The sequence below is a fragment of the Nocardia panacis genome, assembly GCF_003598715.1.
GTDB classification, from domain to species: Bacteria; Actinomycetota; Actinomycetes; order Mycobacteriales; family Mycobacteriaceae; genus Nocardia; species Nocardia panacis.
Window position 1 is genome coordinate 1 of record NZ_QZFU01000005.1, and the last position, 20,389, is coordinate 20,389.

The 20,389-nt window shown below is 64.6% G+C and carries 31 protein-coding genes, 1 tRNA gene and 1 pseudogene; 12 read left to right on the forward strand and 21 right to left on the reverse strand.

The window, feature by feature from the left end; all coding sequences use genetic code 11:
- Positions 1-221, forward strand: a 221-nt coding sequence (locus D5S18_RS00225; protein WP_158607758.1) for a transposase, incomplete at its 5' end; no start/stop codon positions are given.
- A gap of 33 nt (positions 222-254) precedes the next feature.
- Here D5S18_RS00225 and D5S18_RS34290 read toward each other — a convergent pair.
- Positions 255-812 (reverse strand): hypothetical protein, encoded by a 558-nt coding sequence (locus tag D5S18_RS34290; protein WP_147403778.1) that lies wholly within the window; start codon positions 810-812, stop codon positions 255-257.
- A 156-nt stretch (positions 813-968) separates the two neighbouring features.
- Here D5S18_RS34290 and D5S18_RS00235 point away from each other — a divergent pair, with 156 nt between their 5' ends.
- A complete protein-coding gene (locus D5S18_RS00235; protein ID WP_120036731.1) occupies positions 969-1,532 on the forward strand; it encodes an HD domain-containing protein in 564 nt (187 codons plus the stop codon).
- Here D5S18_RS00235 and D5S18_RS00240 read toward each other — a convergent pair.
- Positions 1,520-1,987 carry an NUDIX hydrolase gene (locus D5S18_RS00240; protein WP_120036733.1) on the reverse strand — a complete coding sequence of 156 codons (468 nt, stop codon included), beginning with the start codon at positions 1,985-1,987 and terminating at the stop codon, positions 1,520-1,522. The genes D5S18_RS00235 and D5S18_RS00240 overlap by 13 nt on opposite strands.
- A 13-nt stretch (positions 1,988-2,000) precedes the next feature.
- Positions 2,001-2,774 (reverse strand): DUF5919 domain-containing protein, encoded by a 774-nt coding sequence (locus D5S18_RS00245; protein WP_203236516.1) that lies wholly within the window; start codon positions 2,772-2,774, stop codon positions 2,001-2,003.
- Positions 2,775-2,892: 118 nt separating this feature from the next.
- Between D5S18_RS00245 and D5S18_RS00250 the strand changes: the two genes are divergently transcribed.
- From D5S18_RS00250 to D5S18_RS00270, 5 genes are all read left to right on the forward strand, one after another.
- A complete protein-coding gene (locus D5S18_RS00250) occupies positions 2,893-3,792 on the forward strand; it encodes a radical SAM protein (protein ID WP_120036737.1) in 900 nt (299 codons plus the stop codon).
- A 91-nt stretch (positions 3,793-3,883) separates the two neighbouring features.
- On the forward strand, positions 3,884-4,354 hold the full coding sequence (locus tag D5S18_RS00255) for a hypothetical protein (protein WP_345789695.1): 471 nt from the start codon (positions 3,884-3,886) through the stop codon (positions 4,352-4,354).
- A 16-nt stretch (positions 4,355-4,370) separates the two neighbouring features.
- Complete coding sequence (locus D5S18_RS00260; RefSeq protein ID WP_203236517.1) at positions 4,371-5,024, forward strand: class I SAM-dependent methyltransferase; 654 nt, start codon at positions 4,371-4,373, stop codon at positions 5,022-5,024.
- A complete protein-coding gene (locus D5S18_RS00265; protein WP_120036743.1) occupies positions 5,014-5,574 on the forward strand; it encodes a class IV adenylate cyclase in 561 nt (186 codons plus the stop codon). Before D5S18_RS00260 ends, D5S18_RS00265 begins: the two co-directional genes overlap by 11 nt.
- A 458-nt stretch (positions 5,575-6,032) precedes the next feature.
- Positions 6,033-6,569, forward strand: a complete 537-nt coding sequence (locus tag D5S18_RS00270) for a site-specific integrase (RefSeq protein ID WP_239003440.1) — start codon at positions 6,033-6,035, stop codon at positions 6,567-6,569.
- A 255-nt stretch (positions 6,570-6,824) separates the two neighbouring features.
- Here D5S18_RS00270 and D5S18_RS00275 read toward each other — a convergent pair whose 3' ends face one another.
- Positions 6,825-7,754 (reverse strand): helix-turn-helix domain-containing protein, encoded by a 930-nt coding sequence (locus tag D5S18_RS00275; RefSeq protein ID WP_239003436.1) that lies wholly within the window; start codon positions 7,752-7,754, stop codon positions 6,825-6,827.
- Between the two features lie 137 nt (positions 7,755-7,891).
- On the opposite strand from D5S18_RS00275, the gene D5S18_RS00280 reads away from it, so the two are divergent.
- Both D5S18_RS00280 and D5S18_RS34675 read left to right on the forward strand, forming a co-directional pair.
- Positions 7,892-8,137 (forward strand): hypothetical protein, encoded by a 246-nt coding sequence (locus tag D5S18_RS00280; protein WP_120036745.1) that lies wholly within the window; start codon positions 7,892-7,894, stop codon positions 8,135-8,137.
- Positions 8,134-8,310 carry a hypothetical protein gene (locus D5S18_RS34675; protein WP_158607759.1) on the forward strand — a complete coding sequence of 59 codons (177 nt, stop codon included), beginning with the start codon at positions 8,134-8,136 and terminating at the stop codon, positions 8,308-8,310. Before D5S18_RS00280 ends, D5S18_RS34675 begins: the two co-directional genes overlap by 4 nt.
- Positions 8,311-8,460: 150 nt before the next feature.
- Here D5S18_RS34675 and D5S18_RS00285 read toward each other — a convergent pair whose 3' ends face one another.
- The 13 genes from D5S18_RS00285 to D5S18_RS00340 all read right to left on the reverse strand — a co-directional run bounded on the left by D5S18_RS00285 (position 8,461) and on the right by D5S18_RS00340 (position 15,494).
- Entirely contained in the window at positions 8,461-9,255 is a 795-nt protein-coding gene (locus D5S18_RS00285) for a hypothetical protein (RefSeq protein ID WP_147403779.1), read from the reverse strand.
- 103 nt (positions 9,256-9,358) lie between these two features.
- The gene (locus tag D5S18_RS34680) at positions 9,359-9,655 is read right to left on the reverse strand and encodes a hypothetical protein (protein WP_158607760.1); all 297 of its coding nucleotides are present in this window, start codon (positions 9,653-9,655) and stop codon (positions 9,359-9,361) included.
- Positions 9,648-9,989, reverse strand: coding sequence for a hypothetical protein (locus tag D5S18_RS00295; protein ID WP_120036751.1), 342 nt, complete (start codon positions 9,987-9,989; stop codon positions 9,648-9,650). Before D5S18_RS00295 ends, D5S18_RS34680 begins: the two co-directional genes overlap by 8 nt.
- Positions 9,990-10,143: 154 nt before the next feature.
- Complete coding sequence (locus tag D5S18_RS34685; protein WP_158607761.1) at positions 10,144-10,311, reverse strand: hypothetical protein; 168 nt, start codon at positions 10,309-10,311, stop codon at positions 10,144-10,146.
- Positions 10,312-10,322: 11 nt separating this feature from the next.
- A complete protein-coding gene (locus tag D5S18_RS00300; RefSeq protein WP_120036753.1) occupies positions 10,323-11,234 on the reverse strand; it encodes a hypothetical protein in 912 nt (303 codons plus the stop codon).
- The gene (locus D5S18_RS00305) at positions 11,231-11,461 is read right to left on the reverse strand and encodes a hypothetical protein (protein ID WP_120036755.1); all 231 of its coding nucleotides are present in this window, start codon (positions 11,459-11,461) and stop codon (positions 11,231-11,233) included. Before D5S18_RS00305 ends, D5S18_RS00300 begins: the two co-directional genes overlap by 4 nt.
- Positions 11,437-11,865 (reverse strand): helix-turn-helix domain-containing protein, encoded by a 429-nt coding sequence (locus D5S18_RS00310; protein WP_120036757.1) that lies wholly within the window; start codon positions 11,863-11,865, stop codon positions 11,437-11,439. Before D5S18_RS00310 ends, D5S18_RS00305 begins: the two co-directional genes overlap by 25 nt.
- A complete protein-coding gene (locus D5S18_RS34690) occupies positions 11,862-12,032 on the reverse strand; it encodes a hypothetical protein (RefSeq protein WP_158607762.1) in 171 nt (56 codons plus the stop codon). Before D5S18_RS34690 ends, D5S18_RS00310 begins: the two co-directional genes overlap by 4 nt.
- 32 nt (positions 12,033-12,064) lie before the next feature.
- Positions 12,065-12,334: a hypothetical protein gene (locus D5S18_RS00315; protein ID WP_120036759.1), complete on the reverse strand. Its 270-nt coding sequence runs from the start codon at positions 12,332-12,334 to the stop codon at positions 12,065-12,067.
- The gene (locus D5S18_RS00320; protein WP_203236518.1) at positions 12,331-14,046 is read right to left on the reverse strand and encodes a helix-turn-helix transcriptional regulator; all 1,716 of its coding nucleotides are present in this window, start codon (positions 14,044-14,046) and stop codon (positions 12,331-12,333) included. Before D5S18_RS00320 ends, D5S18_RS00315 begins: the two co-directional genes overlap by 4 nt.
- A gap of 23 nt (positions 14,047-14,069) precedes the next feature.
- Positions 14,070-14,435, reverse strand: coding sequence for a hypothetical protein (locus D5S18_RS00325; RefSeq protein ID WP_120036761.1), 366 nt, complete (start codon positions 14,433-14,435; stop codon positions 14,070-14,072).
- A complete protein-coding gene (locus D5S18_RS00330) occupies positions 14,432-14,872 on the reverse strand; it encodes a hypothetical protein (protein WP_120036763.1) in 441 nt (146 codons plus the stop codon). The genes D5S18_RS00325 and D5S18_RS00330 overlap by 4 nt, the downstream gene beginning before the upstream one ends.
- Positions 14,873-15,266: 394 nt before the next feature.
- On the reverse strand, positions 15,267-15,494 hold the full coding sequence (locus D5S18_RS00340) for a DNA-binding protein (RefSeq protein ID WP_120036767.1): 228 nt from the start codon (positions 15,492-15,494) through the stop codon (positions 15,267-15,269).
- A 129-nt stretch (positions 15,495-15,623) separates the two neighbouring features.
- On the opposite strand from D5S18_RS00340, the gene D5S18_RS35195 reads away from it, so the two are divergent.
- Positions 15,624-16,256, forward strand: coding sequence for a helix-turn-helix domain-containing protein (locus D5S18_RS35195; RefSeq protein ID WP_203236519.1), 633 nt, complete (start codon positions 15,624-15,626; stop codon positions 16,254-16,256).
- A gap of 658 nt (positions 16,257-16,914) precedes the next feature.
- Positions 16,915-17,313, forward strand: a pseudogene (locus tag D5S18_RS36535) (tyrosine-type recombinase/integrase); the annotation flags it as partial.
- Positions 17,314-17,517: 204 nt separating this feature from the next.
- Here the strand turns inward: D5S18_RS36535 and D5S18_RS00355 are convergent.
- The 3 genes from D5S18_RS00355 to D5S18_RS00365 all read right to left on the reverse strand — a co-directional run bounded on the left by D5S18_RS00355 (position 17,518) and on the right by D5S18_RS00365 (position 18,677).
- Positions 17,518-17,605: transfer RNA gene (locus D5S18_RS00355), tRNA-Ser, on the reverse strand.
- Between the two features lie 75 nt (positions 17,606-17,680).
- The gene (locus D5S18_RS00360) at positions 17,681-18,115 is read right to left on the reverse strand and encodes a nucleoside deaminase (protein WP_120036792.1); all 435 of its coding nucleotides are present in this window, start codon (positions 18,113-18,115) and stop codon (positions 17,681-17,683) included.
- Between the two features lie 22 nt (positions 18,116-18,137).
- Entirely contained in the window at positions 18,138-18,677 is a 540-nt protein-coding gene (locus D5S18_RS00365; protein ID WP_120036769.1) for a tRNA adenosine deaminase-associated protein, read from the reverse strand.
- Between the two features lie 58 nt (positions 18,678-18,735).
- On the opposite strand from D5S18_RS00365, the gene D5S18_RS00370 reads away from it, so the two are divergent.
- Positions 18,736-19,677, forward strand: coding sequence for a prephenate dehydrogenase (locus D5S18_RS00370; protein WP_239003437.1), 942 nt, complete (start codon positions 18,736-18,738; stop codon positions 19,675-19,677).
- A 72-nt stretch (positions 19,678-19,749) separates the two neighbouring features.
- On the opposite strand, the gene D5S18_RS00375 is transcribed toward D5S18_RS00370, so the two are convergent.
- Complete coding sequence (locus tag D5S18_RS00375; RefSeq protein ID WP_439651059.1) at positions 19,750-20,364, reverse strand: putative glycolipid-binding domain-containing protein; 615 nt, start codon at positions 20,362-20,364, stop codon at positions 19,750-19,752.
- Positions 20,365-20,389: the final 25 nt, after the last annotated feature.

The following is a 20,389-nucleotide window of genomic DNA, read 5'->3' on the forward strand; positions in this document are numbered from 1 at the left end:
AGATCGCCAACCGGAAACGACGGGGCCGCGCCGGTGGGCGACCACCGCGGTTCGATCCGGTCGCCTATAAGGGCCGCAACGTCGTGGAACGCGCTTTCAACAAGGCGAAACACTGGCGCGGTGTCGCAACCCGTTACGACAAACTCGCCTCGACCTACCGCGCCGGAATCGTCATGGCCCTGGCCGTTGAATGGCTGAAACTATTGGGAGACACGACCTAGGCCACTCGACAATTCGACGAGACGTGCACCACATCACCGGGTTTCAAGCGCGCGGCCCTTTCGCCCAGCCGGAAAGAAGGCATTTGGCCAAGTTCCCGGCCTAATACCGCTCCTCCATCGCTCACGAGTATCGAGACGATCGAATGCCTGCAACAGCGAAATGCCGTCCTGCGCCGTCTGACGTTGAGACCGCAGGAGATCGTCGAACCCCGTATCCGGATCAGCATTGTGGAGTATCTTCGCCATGGCATGCATTGCCTCGTTCCGCCGGTCCGCCCAAGCGCTGAGCTCAATTACGACGGCACGAATCTCCGGGTTGTTCTCCACACCAGGGCCTCGCTTTCCACCGATGAGACTTGCACATGCCTGACCAACCGTCGGTGGTTTCTTTTGGTCCAACTCCTTCTTATCGAGATGAGTCAGACGACTAGTCAGCCGATCGCTGATCAATGAGTCCAAAACTGCAATTGCCTCAAGGTGATAGCCCTCTTCCACGCAGTGCTGCACACGATCGAATGCAGCCACATACCGACGCCAACGCCTGCCGCCGAATTCCGGATCTACAGCCTTTTCTCGCACTGGCTCGGTCATCACTCCCCCTCATGCACTACGGACGCCATTATCGTAGGCGGGATCCGGTGGGACGAGGACGAGTTCGCAGAACTCGTACACAGTCGCTCCTCCATCCGGGACGCTCAGCAAGCCGAATCACAGCCAGCCTAGACAGGAGACCAGTAGCGTTGGGTGATGGCCGACCTCGAATCTTCTTGGGCATGGCGTCTCGCCGGGAGCGAGTTGGAGACATCACTTCCCAAGCGTTGGGCACATTCTCAAGGGGTAGCCCACACCGCGATTCAGCTTGTGGCGCAACTGAATTGCGACCGCGAACTACTCGTTGAATCGGCGATCCTGCACGATGTCGGCTACGCCCCGACGCTGGCTGTGACCGGCTTTCATCCGTTGGATGGTGCCCGATTCCTGCGGGATATGCATCATGCCGACGAGCGGCTTGTCCGGCTGGTCGCCAACCATACGTTCGCACCTCTGGAAGCCGACGAGCGCGGCCTACGCGAACAGTTGGAGGCGGAGTTTCCGATTCTCGATGACCCACTGTTGGTCGATGCCCTGACCTACTGCGACATGACGACAACACCGGACGGGACACCGACAACGCCAGCGGACCGCATAGCCGAAATCGTGACTCGGTACGGCCCGAATACGTTGGTAGGCCGTTTCATTCAGCGAGCCAAGCCGGAAATCCTCGCTGCGACCGCCCGTGTCGAGCAGGCGACGGCAGCTCAACCGAGGTAGGGATAGTTCCCGGACAGGTAGTCACCGATCTGCTGGCGCATGCTCGGGTGGATATCGTACTTGTCCAGGTCTTCGGAGCGAACGAACGTCACGCCATCGGCTTCCTCGTTGATGGTTGGTTTCCCGCCGACCGGCCGTCCGATGTAGCAGTTCTCGTACTGCTGACGAATTTCGCCATCGGTGTAGGCGACGATGTGATTAGGATTGCTGTACACGCCAAGGAATCCGGTGATCTCTGCGGTTATCCCGGTCTCCTCCAGGCACTCTCGGACAGCGCATTCCCCGGCTGTCTCACCCATGTCCATCGCACCGCCCGGCAGCGCCCACTGTCCCGTATCGCGGCGACGTTGCAGCAGAATCGCGCCGGACTCATCGGTCACGAGCAGATTGCAAGCCACCACGAGCGAATTGGGTTCAGGTGCCTTCGGGTCGTAGTAGTACTCGATCCTTCCCATGATCAACCTTTCTTCAGGGTATCCAGTGCTGAGCGTCGGCCCAGATGGCATCGAAGCTCTCGGTGTAGTTGTCGAACCATCCGGAGTCGTCCACACGTCTGAGCTGGAATATCGGGTTGGCGCTGGCTGGTTGGCCCCAGATGTGGGGATTTACCATCAGGTTTTCGTCGTAGCGGAATAGCGAGTTGTAGAGCGTCGTATCGTGCAGCCGGACTTCGCATCGATCCTCGGACAGCAGCGGTCGGTAGTAGGTCAGCGAGGCGCGGATTTTCGCCGACAAGGTATCGCCTATTCCTTCCTCTCGACCACGAGCGGCAACGGCCTCTCCATTCGGGTTACCGAAGCACAGACGAACCCGCGTGCCCTGTGCGGCCCGCTCGGCAAGCATCTTCACCACTTGCGGATTCGACTGCACGAAGAACGTCCCGGAGAACACGAGTACGTCGATCTGCTCGACCGAATCGCGAAGCAGCGAAAGCCAAACCTCGCGGGGCACTTCGGCGCGGTTCGGATAGGTGGCAACCAGTTCGACATTCTTCGGTACAGGCGGCATCTCCGGGGCGGGCGGCCATAGGAATTCCTCTTCCACGCGGAGGTGATGGGCGACGCGATGGCGGTGCTTCGGGTGTGGCACCCGACCACCGAGCCACCGCCCGACCGTCTTCGGATCGACCTGGCACACCTCGGCCAGCGACTCGGGCCTGATGCCCCGCTGGAACAGCACGCTCTGAAGCCGGACGTTCACAGACTCTATGGAAACCGACGTATCGGCCATCAGCAAGGACATCGCCGCAGGACGCCGAAAACGTCCCGGGACGTCTATCGCACTGTCCCATACGCGGTTACGCGGTCCCAGCGCTCCCCGACACGATGACATCCCACCCACGAAACCCAAGGGGGCCAACGTGATTGAAGCAGTCACCGGCATTCGCAGAATTCGGATGCTGTACCTACAGCTGCTGTACCGCTGCAACTTCAACTGCGGCCATTGCTTCCACGGCGAGCGGCTGAAGCATGCCGACGCCTTCACCGCCGAACAGGCGCGCAATCTCATGCGGCTCATGCAACGGCAGCACGGCACCGAGGCAGTGACGCTGCTCGGCGGCGAGCCGTTCGTCTACAAGGACCTGGCTCATGTTGTCCGCTACGCGAAGTGCACCCTCGGCCTGGCCGTGGAGATATGCACCAACGGCTACCGCATCGGCCCGCGCTTGCGCGAAATCGCGCCGTGCGTTGACCTGCTGCGTATTTCTCTGGAAGGGATCGGCAACACCAACGATCTCATTCGCCGCGCGGGAAGCTACGCCGCAGCTCTCGAATCCATCACGCTTGCACGCAATTTGGGCATCCAGATCGGCGCGACGCTGACCGTGAACCGGTACAACATCGGCGAAGTGGCCGACCTGGCACGCACCCTGGAAACGCTCGGGGTCTCACAGCTCAAGCTGCACCAGTTGCGGCCAGTCGGCAATGCAGCCCTTCGCCCTGAAATGCTGGTGACCGACCCTGCCGACTACTCGGTGATGCGTGATCAGTTGCAGCGCACCGCTCTTGGGATCGATGTGGTGCTGGACGAAGACCTGTCCGAGGATGGCGCTCGGGCATGTGCCGCACCGAGCGCGCGCCACGAAATCGACCGAATCGAGTCGGATCCGCGCGGTGCGCTCACGATGTCGTGTAAGGCGGTCGGCAAGGACTCGCACGCCTTTTGGTACGACAAGGACGCGGACTGCATCGTGCATCTACCGTCCTCGAATGATGAAGTGATGCTTGGCATTCCGGATGTGGTGTACAGCCATGCGTAGACGACACCTTTTCGAGAGCATCGAGGGCTTACCCGGAACCGGCAAATCGACGGTCGCGCCCCTACTTGCCGAAGCCCGTCAAGCAGTACTCGTGCCGACTGTTCCGCCGTGCTACCAACCGCTTCGGCGCGAGCTGGACGGCTACGAAAACGTCGATGCGCGAATGTGTTTCTTCCTGTCCGCACTCTTCACCGCCGTCGACCAGATCCGCCGCTACCTCGATGCCGGAATACCCGTCGTAGTCGAAAGCTACTTCGCCCGCTGCCTGACCACCCACCGCGTCTACGGAGCGGATGTCGATGTGATCCTGCCCCGCAATCTGCCTGAGCCCATCATGTACCAACTGGTCTGCGAACCACACGAGCGACGGAAGCGCATGGCTGCGCGGGCAAAGCCGACCACCCGATGGGACACGATCGGAGAACAGAACGCCGACCGCCTTGCCGACGCATACCTACAGTTCCCCGTCCACCAGATCGAAACCAGCGGACTCCCACCGGAACAGGTTGTACGAGCGATCCTGGACCTGGACGCGATCGGAGCCGACCATGCCTACCGCTAGCCTCTGGGAACGGACCTTGACGTTCTTCCCGCAATTCATGCGCGCCCTACATGAGGAATGCCGACCGGGCGCGACCGTGGCCGTAGTCGGTGCCAGCGACGGCAAGTTCGTCCTGCCGCTGGCTGCGGCCGGATATCGCGTTCTCGCACTCGAAAAGGACCCGCTCGCGCTCAACGGCGGCGAGGTGCTGCTTCCGATATCGGGCATCACCTACGCACCCGGCTTGGTCAAGCGGCTGAAGGAAGCCGAACTTTACGACCGTGTTCGCATCGTGTGCGCGGACTTCCTCGACATCGAACCGGCCGACCTCACCGCGGATGCGGTCTGGACAAGCTGTTCCTGGCACTACAGCGCCAACCACCGACGTCCGCTCAACGAATTCGTCGGCCGGATGCAACAACTCGTCCCCCCAGGTGGACTGTTCGGCGCGGAGTTCATGATGGCGGTAGAGCCTCGCCAAGACGTCATCGAGCACTACACCACACCCGACCGGCTTGCCCTCCAGTTCGCACGCGCCTGGAACGTGCTGCTGACATTGCAGACCGGCACGTTCGTCGAGCGTGCCCATATGGGGCAACTGCACGACCACACCCACTGCATGGGGTTGCTCGTCGCCACGAGACACCCGAACAACCAGTCGAAAGGCGCACACAACAGCGATGAAGCATGAGTACGAAGCGAAATTCCTGTCGGTGGACGTCGATGCCCTGCGGGCGAAACTGACCGACCTCGGCGCTACCCGGACGTTCCCGCAAACCCTGTTGACCCGCAAGATATTCGAGAATGACTCACTGGCTCGCGGCGCATGGATTCGCCTCCGTAACGAGGGAACACGCTCCACACTGACACTGAAGCACGTCACCGACGCCACCACCATCGACGGCACCACCGAAATCGAAACAACTGTCGGCGACCTGCCTGCCATGGCTGAAATCCTCGCCAAGCTCGGCCTGCGCCAAGTCAGATATCAAGAGAACTACCGCGAGGAGTGGCAATTCGCCGACGTGGTGTTCGACCTCGACACCTGGCCTGGGCTGCCGCCGTTCCTCGAAATCGAAGGCCCGAGCGAAACCGCGGTGCGCCTGGCCGCCGAACGCTTGGACCTCGACTACGCCACAGCCCGATTCGGCAGCGTGGATGAGGTCTACAAGAGCGAAACCGGACGAGACATCCTTGCCGAACCAACGCTCCTGTTCGAGAACTCCACCATGGATACCTAATCCGGGCCTTCAACCTGAAGCACCGGGAAGCCCCGTCCCTCAGCAACATGTCTGAGGTGACGGGGCTTTCGGTGTGGGTCTTGATGTCGATACCGTCCGCGGCGGCAAACTGACCGCGCATCCTGCCCGCGCAGCGGAACCACAGATGCATCCACCGCCACCGGTCGCGGCAGTCCAGGTTTCCGGCAGCGTCCCCAGCGCGGCAAGTCTGCCACCCGAGCCCGGGGCCACGTCGGCCAAGGGGCCGCAAGGTCTCCGATGGCGCAAACCATCATCCGGGCACACGGTGTTCTGGCTGGAATTCTCGATGCGGCAGTGAAGGCCAGCGACTACCGAAGAATCAGGCGCGTGGTGTCGAGAACCTGCCGGACGAGAAAAAGAAGCGCCACGTCTACCTCACGTCGGCGGACCTGACGCGACTCGCCAAAGAATCAGGGAAGCATCGACTCTTGGTGCTCATGCTCGGGTACTGCGGCCCACGATGGGGCGAGATGGTCGCGCTCCGGGTACGCGATATCGACTTCCGGTGCGCACGGATCACGGTGGCCGACAATGCCGTACGGTTGGGCTTCGACCACGCGGAGGAGGAAACGAAGGACAAGGAAATCCGCCCGGTTCCTGTGCCGCAGTTCATCCTCAAACAGCTGAAAGAGCATGTGCAGGGCAAGCACCAGCACGCGCTGGTGTTCCCGCTCCCGGACGACCCGGAGAAATACCTCCCGCGCCCGAAGTCAGAGGACGACTGGTTCGCAGGTGCCGTGAATTGGTCGAAGGTGCAGCCGATCACCCCGCACGATCTCCGCCACACCTGCGCCTCGCTGGCCGTATCGGCTGGCGCGAACGTCCTTGCCCTGGCCCGGCTACTCGGCCACAAGGGCGCCAAGGAGACACTGAACACTTACGCGGACGTTCGACGACGACTTGGACCGGGTAGCGGCAGCGATGGACGAGAAGTATTCCGGCGGCGAAGGTTCCGCCGCGACAAGCGCTGGTAGCTGCACTTGTCAAAATCTTGTCACGGAGCCCAATCAAGCCGCTGCTTGATTAAAGAAATAACCCCTCACCTGCAAGAACAGGCAAGGGGCACTGGCGGTGGCGGAGGGATTTGAACTCTTCTAGCGATCATGGTCAGGGGGTCGAACATGGCCCTACCTGCGAAATCACATAGTTGTAGTTCACGCTGAATCTGGGTGATTCTCGGTCGATTGTGGGCAAAATGTGGGCACGGATTCTTCTGAAGAATCCGTGCCTCAGCTCCATTCGGGGTCGATCCGATGGAGCATGATCTCGAGCCATTCCGCGCGCTGGAACTCGGCAGGCAGCACGGCAACCCCTGCTGAAGCTTCCCGCACCGCTTCGGCCTGGCGACCGAGTAGCGCCAACACCACACCCCGTTGCACACCCCAGAACCCTTCCACGTACCAGTAGCCGTGCCGGGGCGGCTCGAGCCCGTCCGTCAACTCGGCAGCGCGATCCGCTTTGTGCAGCGCCCGAACCGCGCGGTGTGCGTCACCTTCGGCCGCAAGTAACTCGGCCTGCTGGTACCGGTCATAGGCAGGCAACACTGGATGCGCCCCCGGTACATGGATGGCTGCGTCGGTCACGTCGAGAGCGCGCGCCAGGTCGCCCCGGTGCCACGCGGTGTAGGCCAGGAACGACAGGGCGTGCTCGAACAGTGATCCGTCGCCGGATGCCTCACCGAGCTTGGCGGCGTCGGTGAGTGCCTTGTCCGCCAGGGTGTAGTGCCCGCCGACGTGTTCGAGCCAGCCTCGATAACAGGCCACCTCCGACGCCATCGCAGCCCCTCCCGCTGGAACCAAAGCTCTTGCCACAGTATCGATTCCACGAATGGCCGGAGTCACCAGCACCGCGCCCACCTGGTCCTCCAGGTGACGAGTCCGCTCGAGGATCACCGCAAGGTCCTCAGTCGCGGAGCTACCCACCGATGCGGGTTCGGAGATGGCGGCGGCCAGTCGGTCCACGTCCAATACCGGATCGTTCCCGAGCACCTCGCGATAGGCCCGAACGACATCGATTGGCACAGGACGTTTTTCGTTCTCGATCTGGGACAGGTAGCTGGGGCTGAAGTGGGTTCGCGCGGCCATCTTGCGCAGGCCGATACCGGCGACAACGCGCAGCTCACGGAGCAGAGGGCCGGTCACATCCGATTCTGCGAACACCTGTGAACACTAACCGCCTTCAGTCACCACCACATCACGACGAAGCTCAGCACAACCCCGCCGCTGGGACGCGACCGCAACCCCTCCCGGTCTCCTCAGCGGCGGGTGCCCACCAATCCAACCGAAGGGGGCCGGTGATGGACGTACCCGCACGACGTAACGACGAAGACCTCCGCAAGCTGGCACTGGCGCAGGACGACGACGAGCCGTGCTATCTCCAGCACGCGGATGGCACGTGGTCGGCGGTCGGGCCGGACGGATGGCCGGTCAACCCTGACGAATACGCCGAACTCCACGCCGATGCTCTGTCGGCGATTGCGGCGGCGTCCCTGGCAGTGGTCGACGTGGAGCCAACCTGGGTAAAGGACAACGAAATTCAATGAACGAAGGATGGATAACGCTCGGGTGGGTGGTCGTGTTCGGCCTGCCCCTGGGTGTCGTGCTGGCGGTGATCCTCTGGCCCGAGCGCATTCCGAAAGATCGCACGGTGCAGGCAATCCGCCGGCGGATCGAGGACGAGGACGGGCAACCGCCGGCCGCTGGCTCCAGTTGCTGAGCGGGCCGACGCGCACCGCTCTTCAGCTGACTCGCTAGGCACGCGAGACCTTTCGGTGCTCGCCTACGTGCGGCGCGGCACAGACAAACTCGCCCATTTCGCCAAGTGGGCGAACGTCAAGATCTGACGACGCGAAGCAGGGTCGTGATCTCACGTCCTTGTAGGCGAAGTCTCTTCCAGGTACACCACGTGGTGTGCGACGAAGTCCTCTACCCGCTGCATCCGGTCGGCGAGCGTGACTCGGTTCATTGGAGAGCTTGCGCGCCCGCGCCACTCCGGAATGTCCAGCTCACACGTCATATCGAATCGGACGCGGTGGTCAGGTTCAGTGTCGGAATACGGCGGCTCAAGCTGAATACGCGCGACGATGAGGCCGTCGTCAATGTAGAAATCGTCGTTGTTGTCGATGAGTGGCGAAACGGTTCCCCGATCAGCGACACCGCTCATCCAAACCACCCGTGAGCCGAACAAGTGGTGGTGTCGATGACGGTCGAGACGTGCGAGCTCGTGCACCCAGTAGAGGATGTTGGACAAGTGGTCCGGCTGGGCGTTGTAGGGCTGAATACTCTCAATGTCATCTTGAGTTGCTTGGCTGAGGTCGCGAATCCTGTTGCGCTGCTTACTGAAGTCGCCCGCCGATGTCGCGATCGGGAACTGTAGAGCGCTCGCATGCGGAGGCGGATTGTGCCCCGATTCGATGGCCGCGGCAAAATAGAGCGAGTTGTCAAGCGCGGCACGGAGGTTGTGCAGCCATTCGCTGAATAGAATGCTGACCTCGACTGGTATCGGATCGCCGGTGATCACCGTGACGAGGTAGCTTCCCTCGTCTTCCTCATCGAAGCTGAGTCGCCTCGGCTCGGCGTCGATATAGGCGCTCCACACTTTGGCAATCGCATCTCGATGTTCAGCCGCGCGCCGAACCCGAGCATGTGCTCCTTCGAACATTCGAGTCCTCCTCCGATGAATATGGGAGCGTGCATACCAACAAGATCGCAGCGAACCGTCTGACTGCTACGGACTACGCGAACGCAAGCGCATCCGGCCGGACTCAGACCGCCGGCAGAATTGAATCGTCAGGCCCGACCGCGTAAGCGGCGGCCCGCAGCGCACGGTCCTGCGGGATGGCCCCGACCACTCGGTCGGCCCGTGCGGTGTGGCCGTCGAGCATCCAGGCAGGGAGGGTCACGGGTTGGCCATGGCGGGCGTTGCGCAGCTGCTCGGAAAGCCAGCCGCCCTCGCTGTGCCCACGCGGGTCCGGCCGGGCGTGCACGGAGCGGATCTCCGCGCACGCCCATTCGTACAGACCAGGCCGTGTATTGCCGCGAGCGGCAACGAGCCTAGGCACTGGGCCTATCCCAGCGGGCGCGGGCGGCCCGCTGAGCCTTCAGCGAGCGCTGAGACAGGGCCGGGGGCTCGGGCTCGACCTGTTTCAGCAACCGCGCCAGGGCAGCCTCAAGCAAGCGCAGCTCCGCGGACAGCTTCAGACGTAGTTTCGTGTCCTCGGTGCCCGAAAACTGTGCGTCCAGGGCCGTTTTCCGGTCGATATTGGACGCGATCAGCTCCAGCACGGTGCGCTCGCGCTCAGTCCACTCGATCGGTTGGCCGAGGCGAGCGCCCACGGCGTCTAGCTCGGCATTCAGGGCCGCCAGCAGCTTGCGGGCGGCGGGGCTGTGGCGCATCGGATTTCCTCTCGATCGTCGGTGAGCGGTCCGTCAGGGCGAAGTGTGCGGGATGCGTGCAGCCGTCGGAATCTGCAGAGCGTCCCGCTGTTCCGTGGCCCCGGCGGGAGGGCTCCCCCGCCCTGGGGTCCGGGCTGGGCCGGACCCCGGCTGGTCAGTGGTTGAACGCGGAGCCGTCGCGGACCTTGTTCAGGAATGTGATCTGGGCTGCGGTCGAGTTCGGTCCGGGCTGGGCGAGCGAGTCGAGGTATTCCTGTAGGGCGGTGATGAACTCGCTCATCAACGGTCCCTGGATCGTGGAGCGTGGTATCGGTGTGGACATGGGTACAGCTCCTATCGGACTCGGGCGCCGAACGGATCGAACCGCGGCGGTGTGGTCGGCTGGATCGGTCGGCGGTGGTCGCGCTCGGCTGCGGGGGTCTCGCTGCGACCGGTGGCGCGGTCGGCCCAGAGCCGTTGCAGCCGCGGCCGTGTCGGTATCCACAGCTGCGCCCCGTGGGTAATCGCCCACAGCAGCAGCGCCGGACCGGGCTCGGGCCAAGGCGCGGTATCACCTTCGGCTGCACCGAATCCGGTATCGACGCTGATCGGCGTCCGCCACGTGGGCCACACCTGATCGAGGTTGGACAGGTAGAGATCGCTGGCGATCGGGTCGGCCGACCACGCGGGGCGAGCGGAGTTGATCGCGTCGCGGTCGTAGCTGGCCATGACGGCGTTCTGCGCGGCGCGTAGCCGCTGGTGCGTGTCCCAGCCATTGGCGAGGGCGGCCCACGCTTTCGCGGTGTCTCCACCGATGCGCACAGCGATCTCGACATCGGTCACGCCGTCGAGGGTGCCCACTGCCTTGGTGGCGTCGGCCACGACACGCTGTAGCCGCGTGTGCAGCGCGGCGAGGATATCGTCTACGGCCCCGGTGATGAGCGCGGCGCATTTCTCGGTGGCGCGCTTGTGGAGATCGTGCAGCGCGGCGACCGCGGCATCGTGGGCAATGGTCGCGGTCGCGGTGTCACGAACCCGGGCGGCGTAGTCGTCGGGGATGACTCCCGCGGCGATGATCTGCTCATCGGTGTCGGCCAGGTGCGGCCGAGCTGGCTCGAGCTGTGCCCGTTGCCGATTGGCTTGCTGGGCAACGGCTTCGGCCTCGAGGTATCCGGGCAGAGTTTCGACGACGGCGCGTAGCTCGCGGTTGCGGTGCTGCGCGGGCAGCGGCGGCGCAACGAACTGCGGCAGCAGGGGCGCGCTCACTTGCTGGCCCCGTTCCGGTTGCCGAATCGCTTGGCCAGTTGTTCCTGGGCCTGCTGCGATGCGGCCTGCCGTGACGGCTGCGGGGCAGGTGCGGAACCAGACGCGTTGCCGTCGGGTGCGGAATCCGGTTCGCGCACTGCGGCGGTGAAGCTGGCGAATTCCTTGTCGTCCATGCTGGCGACGTAGGCGCTTACCGCGTCGGTCAGGATGCTCGGGTCTGCGGCCATGGTGGGTGTTCCTTCCGGGCTCGGGCGTATTCGGTGACGGTGCCCCGGTGGAAGATCCACTCGCGTCCGATCCGCTGGCCGTCGAGATCGGCGGCCAGGCGGCGGACGTGGCGTGCAGTGCATTCGAGGATGGTTGCGGCCTCGGGGGTACCGATCATTTCCGAGTCTTGCTGAGCCGCTTCGGGTTCCGGTCCGTCAGCGGACATGCGGGCGCGTAGCTCGGCGTCGAGGCGGTCATGTAGTCGGCGCAGCCAGGCGGGGATGGGTGCGCCGATGCGGCGGCGGTAGTGCAGTTGCTCGGCGACGGCAAACCGGCAGTCGCGCAGCTCCTTGAGGCTGAGGCCGACGGCCGGGTGATCCGTGGTCAAAATGACCACGGATGGCGCTGACGGCTCGGCGGTCATGGCGTCCGCTCCTCCGGCCGGGCGCGGCGTGCTTCGCGGCGGCGCTGGTATCCGGCGGCCCGCTTCGCTTTCGCCTTGTGCCGATGGGTGGGCCAGATGTGGCCGCGAGCGCGGGGCATCGGCGGAGCGAACGGCTTGCCGGACGCGGGGCTGGTGATGAGTTCCATGGGTGTGTTCGTCTCCTTACCGTGGTGGGTAGTCATGGCCGCGTGCCGTTCGCCCAGCGCTCCAGCCGCTCCAGGCCATCGCGAATGTGGGCCTCGCCCTGATCGATCCGCGCTTGCATCGCCGCGATGCGGATTTCCGCGGCGGCGGTGCGAGCGCGCGACTCGGCGGTCTCGCGATTCAGTTCGGCGAGCACCTGCTCTATCTCTGCCTCGGTGCATTCACACCACCGCTTCTCCAGCCTCGGCCACGTGATCGCGTCCAGGCGACGTTCGCGGTCCGGGGTGATGGGGTCGTGGGTCATGCCGCGCCGCTTCCAGAGGCGAGGCGGTACAGGGTCCTGTCACCTTCCGGGCGGGTCGCGATCATGCCCTCAGTCGCAAGAGATTCGAGGGCCGCGGCAAGCCCCGGCCTGGTCTCTCGGGAGAGGTTGCGGCGCATCTCTCGTGCGCTCATTTCGTCGTGTGCGGAAAGTAGCTGGATTGCTTTTCCGCGTGCACGCTCGACCGCTGCGCCGTGAACAGGGCCAGGGACACGGGACACGCGGGACACACCGCCCTCTGTGCTGGTCACAGGCGTTTCAGTAGGGACACTGTGCAAGGACACGTGTCCCTGCACCGCCACCGCCGTCGTGTCCCGTGTCCCGCCTCCGTGTCCCTCGGGGACACACTTGTTATCGCTGCTAGACATGGGTTTTTCGGTGTCGTGTCCCTCGTGTCCCTGTTTTCGGGCGTAGACGGTTTTCCCGTCCGTTTCCAACTCGACCACGTCGCCGCGTTCCATCAGCTCGGCGATAGCTGGACCGAAGTTGTCGCGGATGTCCACCTTCAACTTTCGGTGCAACTCCGAGCGCGGGAGAGATCCCTTGTCCAGCCAGTAGAGGATGCGGTCACAGGCGCGCTGAAACTTGCGGTCGCCGATGACCTCGTCGCGCTCGGCACTGGCCAGGGCGCGGGCATGATTCGCGCGGCGGACCTGCTCCCGGGAGGCGGCCTGGACGCGGGCGCGTGTGTGGTTGGACATCGCCATCACGACTCCGGCCAGATACCAGTCCTCCTCGCTGACCTCGGTCCGCCCGTCCAAGGCCATCAAGGCGGCGGCCACCTTCACCCGTGTCAGAAGCGCGTGCCCGTCGAGCGCATCCGGTTCGCCGTCGCGGCCGCGCAGCCGGACCAACCGGGCCGTGTCGATCGCTTCCCGGGCCTCGTCGGGAATGACAAGGTCTCCTGGTTTCCAATTCGGCCGGGGCATCCGCACCACCCATTGCGCGGGCTCGGTGGGGGCGGTGTCGGGGGCATCCGGGTCCGTGACCGGCATCCACAAGAACCGTTGCGGAGTGCCACCGTCCGCGCCGCCGAGCAAGGCTTGCGCGCGCAACGGCTGCACACCGACGACGAAGCACGCGCGGTAGCTGTGGCCCGCGACAACGGTCCGAGTCTCCTTGCGAGCATTGTTGAAACCAATCTGCTCACCCGAGTACAGCTTGCGCAACTCGCCCTCGAGCGTGGAGCCGCTACGGCTGAACAGGGCGGCAACGGTGTCGATCTCGGGTGCGCCGAAGATGGCGCGGTCGCGGGAATTCAGCTCCTGGTCATCGATCCCCGCTGGCCGAAATGTGCGGGCGATGCCTTCGCCCGACCCGAGCGGGAACTCCTCGATATCGACCATAGTGAGCCCGTGCGGGTCGTAGCTGCACACCACCGCATCCCGAGCGGATCCCTCACATGCTCCCTTGCCGCCACCGGACGGCCCGACCAAGGCAGTGAACAGGTTGAGCGACATTCGTCCACCCACGACCGGCGGCAGGGTCACCGTGGGCGGTACCGCGGCGACTGTGCGCGCCAGGATGACGCCCAGTACACCCCACGGTCCGGCCCGCCGTGCGCGAGCGAACTCCCGCACGTGGGTCAGAACCTTTCGGGAGGCCCAGAACTCCTCGATCACATCGACGCTGGACGGCCCAGCCTCCCCCTGACCTTCTCCGGCCTCGTCGAGAAGGTAAGCATCCTCGGCCACAGCGGGTTTCACCTCGCAGTGGGTCACTGGCCACCACCGCCCAGGGTGGCCTCGGCGTGGTCGCGGGACTCGGCGAGCGTGCGCCGGAAGTCGTGACCGGGCGCGGTCGCGTCGAGCACTTCCAGCAATGGCGCGAGGATGTTCCGCACCAGCAGCGACAGCGCACCGGCCGCCACATACCCGAAATAGTCGGGGTCCAAGGCGGCGGCCCATTCGGTGCCGATACGGTCCAACTCGGCGTTATCGCTTGCGGCAGCAGCCATCTGGTACATGAGCCGCGTCGCGTCGGCCTGCATCCTGGCCACATCCACAACGGATTTCGGCGCGCCATCCTCACCGAGGATCATGATGCGGTCGGGGATGTCGTTGTTGTCCGGGCGTGCGTTCATGCGGCCTCTCCTCCTCGAATTCGGAATTGGCTCGGGCGTTCCGCGGGCATCTCACCGAGGCTCTTGCGCAGCTCGGCGTCCAGTTCGCGCATGCGCCGGCCGATCGTCTGCCAGACCACGTACAACTCCAGCGGGTCGGGTACTTCCGCGGCCAGCTCCACCAACCGCAGCGCCAGCAACTCGGCCTCCTCCCGGTACCGGGCCGTGAGAACCTCACCCGCAGAGGACCATTCAGAAACGGGCGTCGCGACGTAATCGTGTCCCGTGTGAGTACGGAAAACCTCTCGTACATCGGCCGGTGAATCGATCGGTCGCCCGAGCGTCGGGGCGGTCGCACGCCCTCCCCGGCCGCGGCCGATTCGATCCGCAACCGAGCGCGCCAGGATGCGGCCGAGATAGGCATCGGAACCGCGCACGGCAATCTCGTTGCTCGTCATGCCGCACCTCCCGACAGCGACACCGTGTGAAGCCCTTCGGACCACGTCCGCGCCGGTCGCTTGCAATCCACGCAGACAACGCGTCCCGATTTCGTTTTCGCGATCATCTCCGCGACGCGGTATCGCTCCCGGCGTAGGTGTAGCTCGCACACGAAGAAATCACGGCAACCGTGCTGGTCCACGTAGTAATCGGCGGTGCGCTCGCAACGGCGGTGCGAGCATTTCGGCGCGGCGTCCGACCAGTCAACCGCTGCGGCTTCCGCGCTGGTCAGGGCGGTTGCTACCGTGTCCATAGGGAACTGCTCCACTTCGCTTTGGTGAGGGTTTCCGATGGCCCGGTGAGCGGTTGCACCCGCTCCCGGGCCGACTTCATGGGGGTCAGGAGTGAGCGGCATTAGGCAGCACCTCCGCAAGTGACCGTGTTCCGCTGCTCGTAGTCGAGGACGCTGGACAGCGGATAGAACACCGACTTGCCGACCTTGATGTAGTCGGGGCCGACGCGCAGGTAGCGCCATTGCGCCAGTCGCTGACGGGTGATGCCCGGCCAGCGTTCCTCAAGCTGCTCAGGGGTCAGGCGAGGCTCGGGCGGGACAGGCACGACGGCGACTGTGGTTCGCTTCATCAGAGCTCCAAATCGATTCGATGGCTTAGCGCATCATTTCGATAGCACTACGCAACAGAATGCACAGAGATCGAATCAGAGTCAAGCTGATCGTTGTTCACATCATTTTGATGTGACACACTGCTCGTCATGGCAGAGAACCAGGAGCAGAAGCCGTCAGGGCCGAAGAAGAACCCCCTCGGGTCTACAGGCGAAACTGCACGACAGAACGTGAAAGCCCATCGAGAGCGGCTCAATCTGGGGTACGCGGAGCTGTCACGGCGACTGGAGGCCGTCGGCCGACCGATCCCCGTGCTCGGCCTATCCCGAATTGAGAAGGGGGAACGCCGAATCGACACAGACGACCTGACAGCCTTGGCAGCGGCGCTCGACGTCGCGCCGGTCACGCTGTTGATGCCCGACGCCACGGGCGATCCCGATGCGCCGTTGACCAACCCGCCGACAGGCGTCGCTGTCGGACCTACGGGCCGTGAGGTATGGCAGTGGCTTTCAGCCCAAAAGCCTTTGCCTGGAACGGAATACGGATCACCAACCGAGTTCGCCTATCGCGCGATGCCACTGTTTGCGGCCAGCGAAATTGAAATCGGCATGGGTCCATCAGCGCTCATCACCAGGGACGAAGCCCGGGAGCTGATTGACGCCGCGCTGGTCGAATTCCTCAGGAAACAATCCAAGGACGATGCCCTGCGCACCCCGGGCGAGAAGGCACGCGCCAAGGAAGCCAGACGAGCGCGGGAGGCTGCCGCCGATGGCAACGATTGAGCCCTACCCCACAACCGTGTGCAAGAGGGTCTGCGGCCCGGACATCGAGGAGTGTCGCAAGAAGGGGCACACGCTATTTCGGGTGCGCTACCGCAAGCCGGACGGCAAACAGACCGACAAGCGCGGATTCAAGGTCAAGCGCGATGCCGAGCAATTCGCGAACACGGTCGAGGTCAAGAAGATGACTGGCGATTACGTCGCGCCGTCGCTGGGCCGCGTGACGGTCGCCGAACTCGCTTCCGACTGGCTGAAGGAGAAGCGGGCGAGCGTCGCGCCGTCCAACTATCGAACGCTCGACTCCGCATGGCGCACGCATGTCGAGCCGCGGTGGGGTGAAGTCCGCATTGGCAACGTGACGCAAGATGCGGTGCGGGACTGGATCATTGACATGCGCTTGGCCGCACAGGAACGCGCCGAGGCCAAAGGCAAGCCGGACATCAACGCCGGAGCAACCACGGTCATTCGCGCATTCGGTGTCCTCGCGAGCATCCTCGATATGGCGGTGGAGACCAAGAAGCTCCTGCCGAAGAACCTGGCGCGCGGCAAGACCGTCTCAAAGGTGCTGCCGACGAAGACGAAGAAGCGGCACGTCTACCTCAACGCTGGCGACGTGACGCACCTCGCCAAAGAGGCTGGGCGGCATCGGCTCTTGGTGCTCATGCTGGCGTACTGCGGCCCACGCTGGGGCGAGCTGATCGCCCTGCGAGTCCGCGATGTCGATATCGTCCGGGGTCGACTCACGGTAGCCGACAATGCCGTACAACTCGGCGTCGATCACGCCGAGGGACCGACCAAGGGCAAAGAGATTCGCAGCGTTCCCGTTCCGCGGTTCGTCCTCACCGAGCTAGCGGCGCACATCAAAGGGCGCGCTCCCGATGCGCTGGTGTTCCCGCATCCGGACGACGCGACTAAGTACCTGCCGCGCCCGAAGACCGTTGACGGCTGGTTCACTGGTGCCGTCAAACGCGCTGAGGTCCAGCCGATCACGCCGCACGACCTACGCCACACCTGCGCGTCGTTGGCGGTGTCCGCCGGGGCGAACGTGCTCGCGCTCGCCCGGCTGCTCGGCCACAAAGACGCGAAGGAGACTCTGAATACCTACTCGGATTTGTTCGATGAGGACTTGGACAGGCTCGCGAGCGCGATGGATGCGGCGTACGGTCCGGCCGAATGTGGGCAAAATGTGGGCACGAAGCCCGATCGTGCGTTCTGCGGAGAAGCAAAAAGCCCCTCACCTGCACAAGCAGGCGAGGGGCATAAGCGGTGGCGGAGGGATTTGAACCCTCGGAGGGGGGTTACCCCTCACACGCTTTCGAGGCGTGCTCCTTAGGCCGCTCGGACACGCCACCGCCGACAACGATACCGGACGGCGGGCGGATCATTAAATCGGCTGGAAGAGGGGGTGGCGAAGCACCTGAGGGGGGCTAGCGGTGGGGGTGGAAGAAGGCGTCGAGGAGGGCGGCGCAATCGGCCTCGAGGATGCCGCCGCGCACTTCGGGGCGGTGGTTGAGACGGCGGTCACGGACTACGTCCCAGAGGGAGCCGACGGCACCGGTTTTGGGTTCCCACGCGCCGAAGACGAGGCGGCCGACGCGGGCCGCGATGAGGGCTCCCGCGCACATGGTGCACGGTTCGAGGGTGACGGCGAGGGTGCAGCCTTCGAGTCGCCAACCGTCGCCGTGGACGACGGCGGCGCGGCGCAGGGCCAAGACTTCGGCGTGTGCGGTGGGGTCGCCGGTGGCTTCGCGGGCGTTCGCGGCGCGTGCGAGTTCTCTTCCGGCGGAATCGAATACGACCGCGCCGACGGGGACGTCGCGGGGGTCGGCGGTGCGCGCGGCGGCGAGCGCGGCGCGCACCATTTCCGGATCGGAGAGTGTCACCTCAGCGGGGGAGTTTGTCCAGCACCGCGGAGAATTCGTTGGCGAAGCCGAGCCGCTGGGCGATCATGCCGAGTTGCTCGTCGGGATACAGGTCGGTTTCGGCGAGGATGACGCTGAGCACCGATTCGGGCAGGCCCAGGTCGGCGAGGACGCCGAGGTCGCCCTCCTCCCACGGCTCGACATCGTCGAGTTCGTCGGGGTCGATATCGGGAATATCGACATTCAATGCCTCCAGTACGTCGGCGGCGATGTCGTAATCGATCGCCGCGGTGGCGTCGGAGACCAGGAGTCGGGTGCCGCTCGGCGCGGGCCGTAGCACGATGAAGAATTCGTCGTCGATGTCGAGCAGTCCGAATACCGCGCCGGAACTGCGCAATGCCTTGAGTTCATTTTCCGCGACGGAAAGATCGGTGAGCGCGGCCTGACTGAGCGGGGTGCATCGCCATGTGCCTTCCTCGCGGACAACCGCTACTGCGAACCCTTCCACGTCGTCGTAATCTTCCGACGCCGCCCTGTTCGTGCCCGAGCGCTGTGCTGCCATGGCCGCAACGGTAGTCTGCTCAAGCTCAAATGTTGAACTCGTATGGGAATCTGATCCGGTGACTTCTGAGACCAGAACTCCGGTGTGTGTGCTCGGCGCGGGTTTGATCGGCGGATCACTGCTGCGTGCGGCGGTTTCCGCGGGTTACCCGGCCTGGGGTTACAACCGTTCCGGCACGGCCGCCCAGGCCGAAGGATTCGATGTGAGCGCGGATCTGCCCGCCGTGCTGCGCCGCGCCGCCGAGGCCGACGCGCTGATCGTGGTGGCGATGCCGATGCCCGCCGTCGACCACCTGCTCGAGGACATCGCCACGTTCGCACCGCACTGCGCGTTGACGGATGTGGTGAGCGTAAAGGGTCCGGTGGCCGAACTGGTGCGCAAACATGGCTTGGCCGCCCGCTACGTCGGTGGGCATCCGATGGCCGGGACGAATGAATCCGGCTGGGCGGCAGGCAACTCCGCACTGTTCCACAATGCGACGTGGGCGGTCGGCGTCGACGCGGGCACGCATCCGCGGCCGTGGCGGCGGGTGGTGCGACTGGCGCTCGACTGCGGGTCGGTGGTGGTCCCGGTGCTGGCCGCCGAACACGATCGCGCGGTGGCCCGGATCTCGCATCTGCCGCATGTGCTGGCCGAGGCACTGGCGGCGGTCGGCGCGGCAGGCGGCGAACTGGCCCTGGGGTTGGCGGCGGGTTCTTTCCGCGATGGCACGCGGGTGGCCGCCACCGCCCCGGACCTGGTGCGCGCCATCTGCGAGCCGAACGCGGCGGCGCTGCTCGAGGTGCTGGAAGAAGCATTGACACTGCTCGGCGCGGCCCGCGACGACCTGCGCGCACGGGGTTCGCTGGGCCTGCTGGTCGACGCGGGCCACGACGGACGCACCGACTACGAAACGGTGGAACGCTGGGAAATCACGAATATCCGCCCCGGCGACCACAATTGGCTCGAACAATTGCACGACGCGGGCAGGCGCGGCGGCGTCATCACCCGAATCGATTGATTTCGACGAATCACCCGCCCGGCTCGGAAAGCGGCCACCGCTCGACAAATCGGCCGCGAAAGGCACCCGAATTCAAATACGTTCGGCGAGACCCGGATAGTCGAGCAGGAATCCGTCGGAATCGACGGTGACGGTCGCGCTGGATACCGGGGACAGGACACTGATGCCGTCGGCGGCGCTGCTGTAGGTCAGATTGGCCTCGCCGACGATCAGGTCGGGCAGACGTACGTAGACGACGGGAACGAGCACATCCTCGACCGCGTGATGCAGGCTCAGTCGACGAATCGGGAGCGTATTGAAGAACGGGCTCAGCACCACGTCGACATCCAGGGCGCCTGCGAAGGTGGAGCGAAGGTGGGTGCCGCCCGCGTCCACCAGCCAGTAGTTCTCCTCGTCCCGTGCGATCGAGGCGTGCCGCTCGCCCGCACTGGCCGTGGTGCTGCGCAGCGATAATCGCTTGGTCGCGCCGCTCTCGTCGGTGACCAGGTCGTAGGAGGCGCTGAAGGCCGGATGCTCGGCGGTCTCCCCGCCGACGATCCGGCCCGCGGCGCGAATGCGATTGCCATTGAGCGTCACCCGCACCGACTCCATCCGGGTGGCGTCGTGCGCGCGCCAGGTGAGAACCGCGGGCCACCGCGATGGCGCGATGACCGGTTCCGCCGGGTCGGAGGGTGCTGCGTTGGTCACCTATCTACCGTAAGCGACGCGAGCA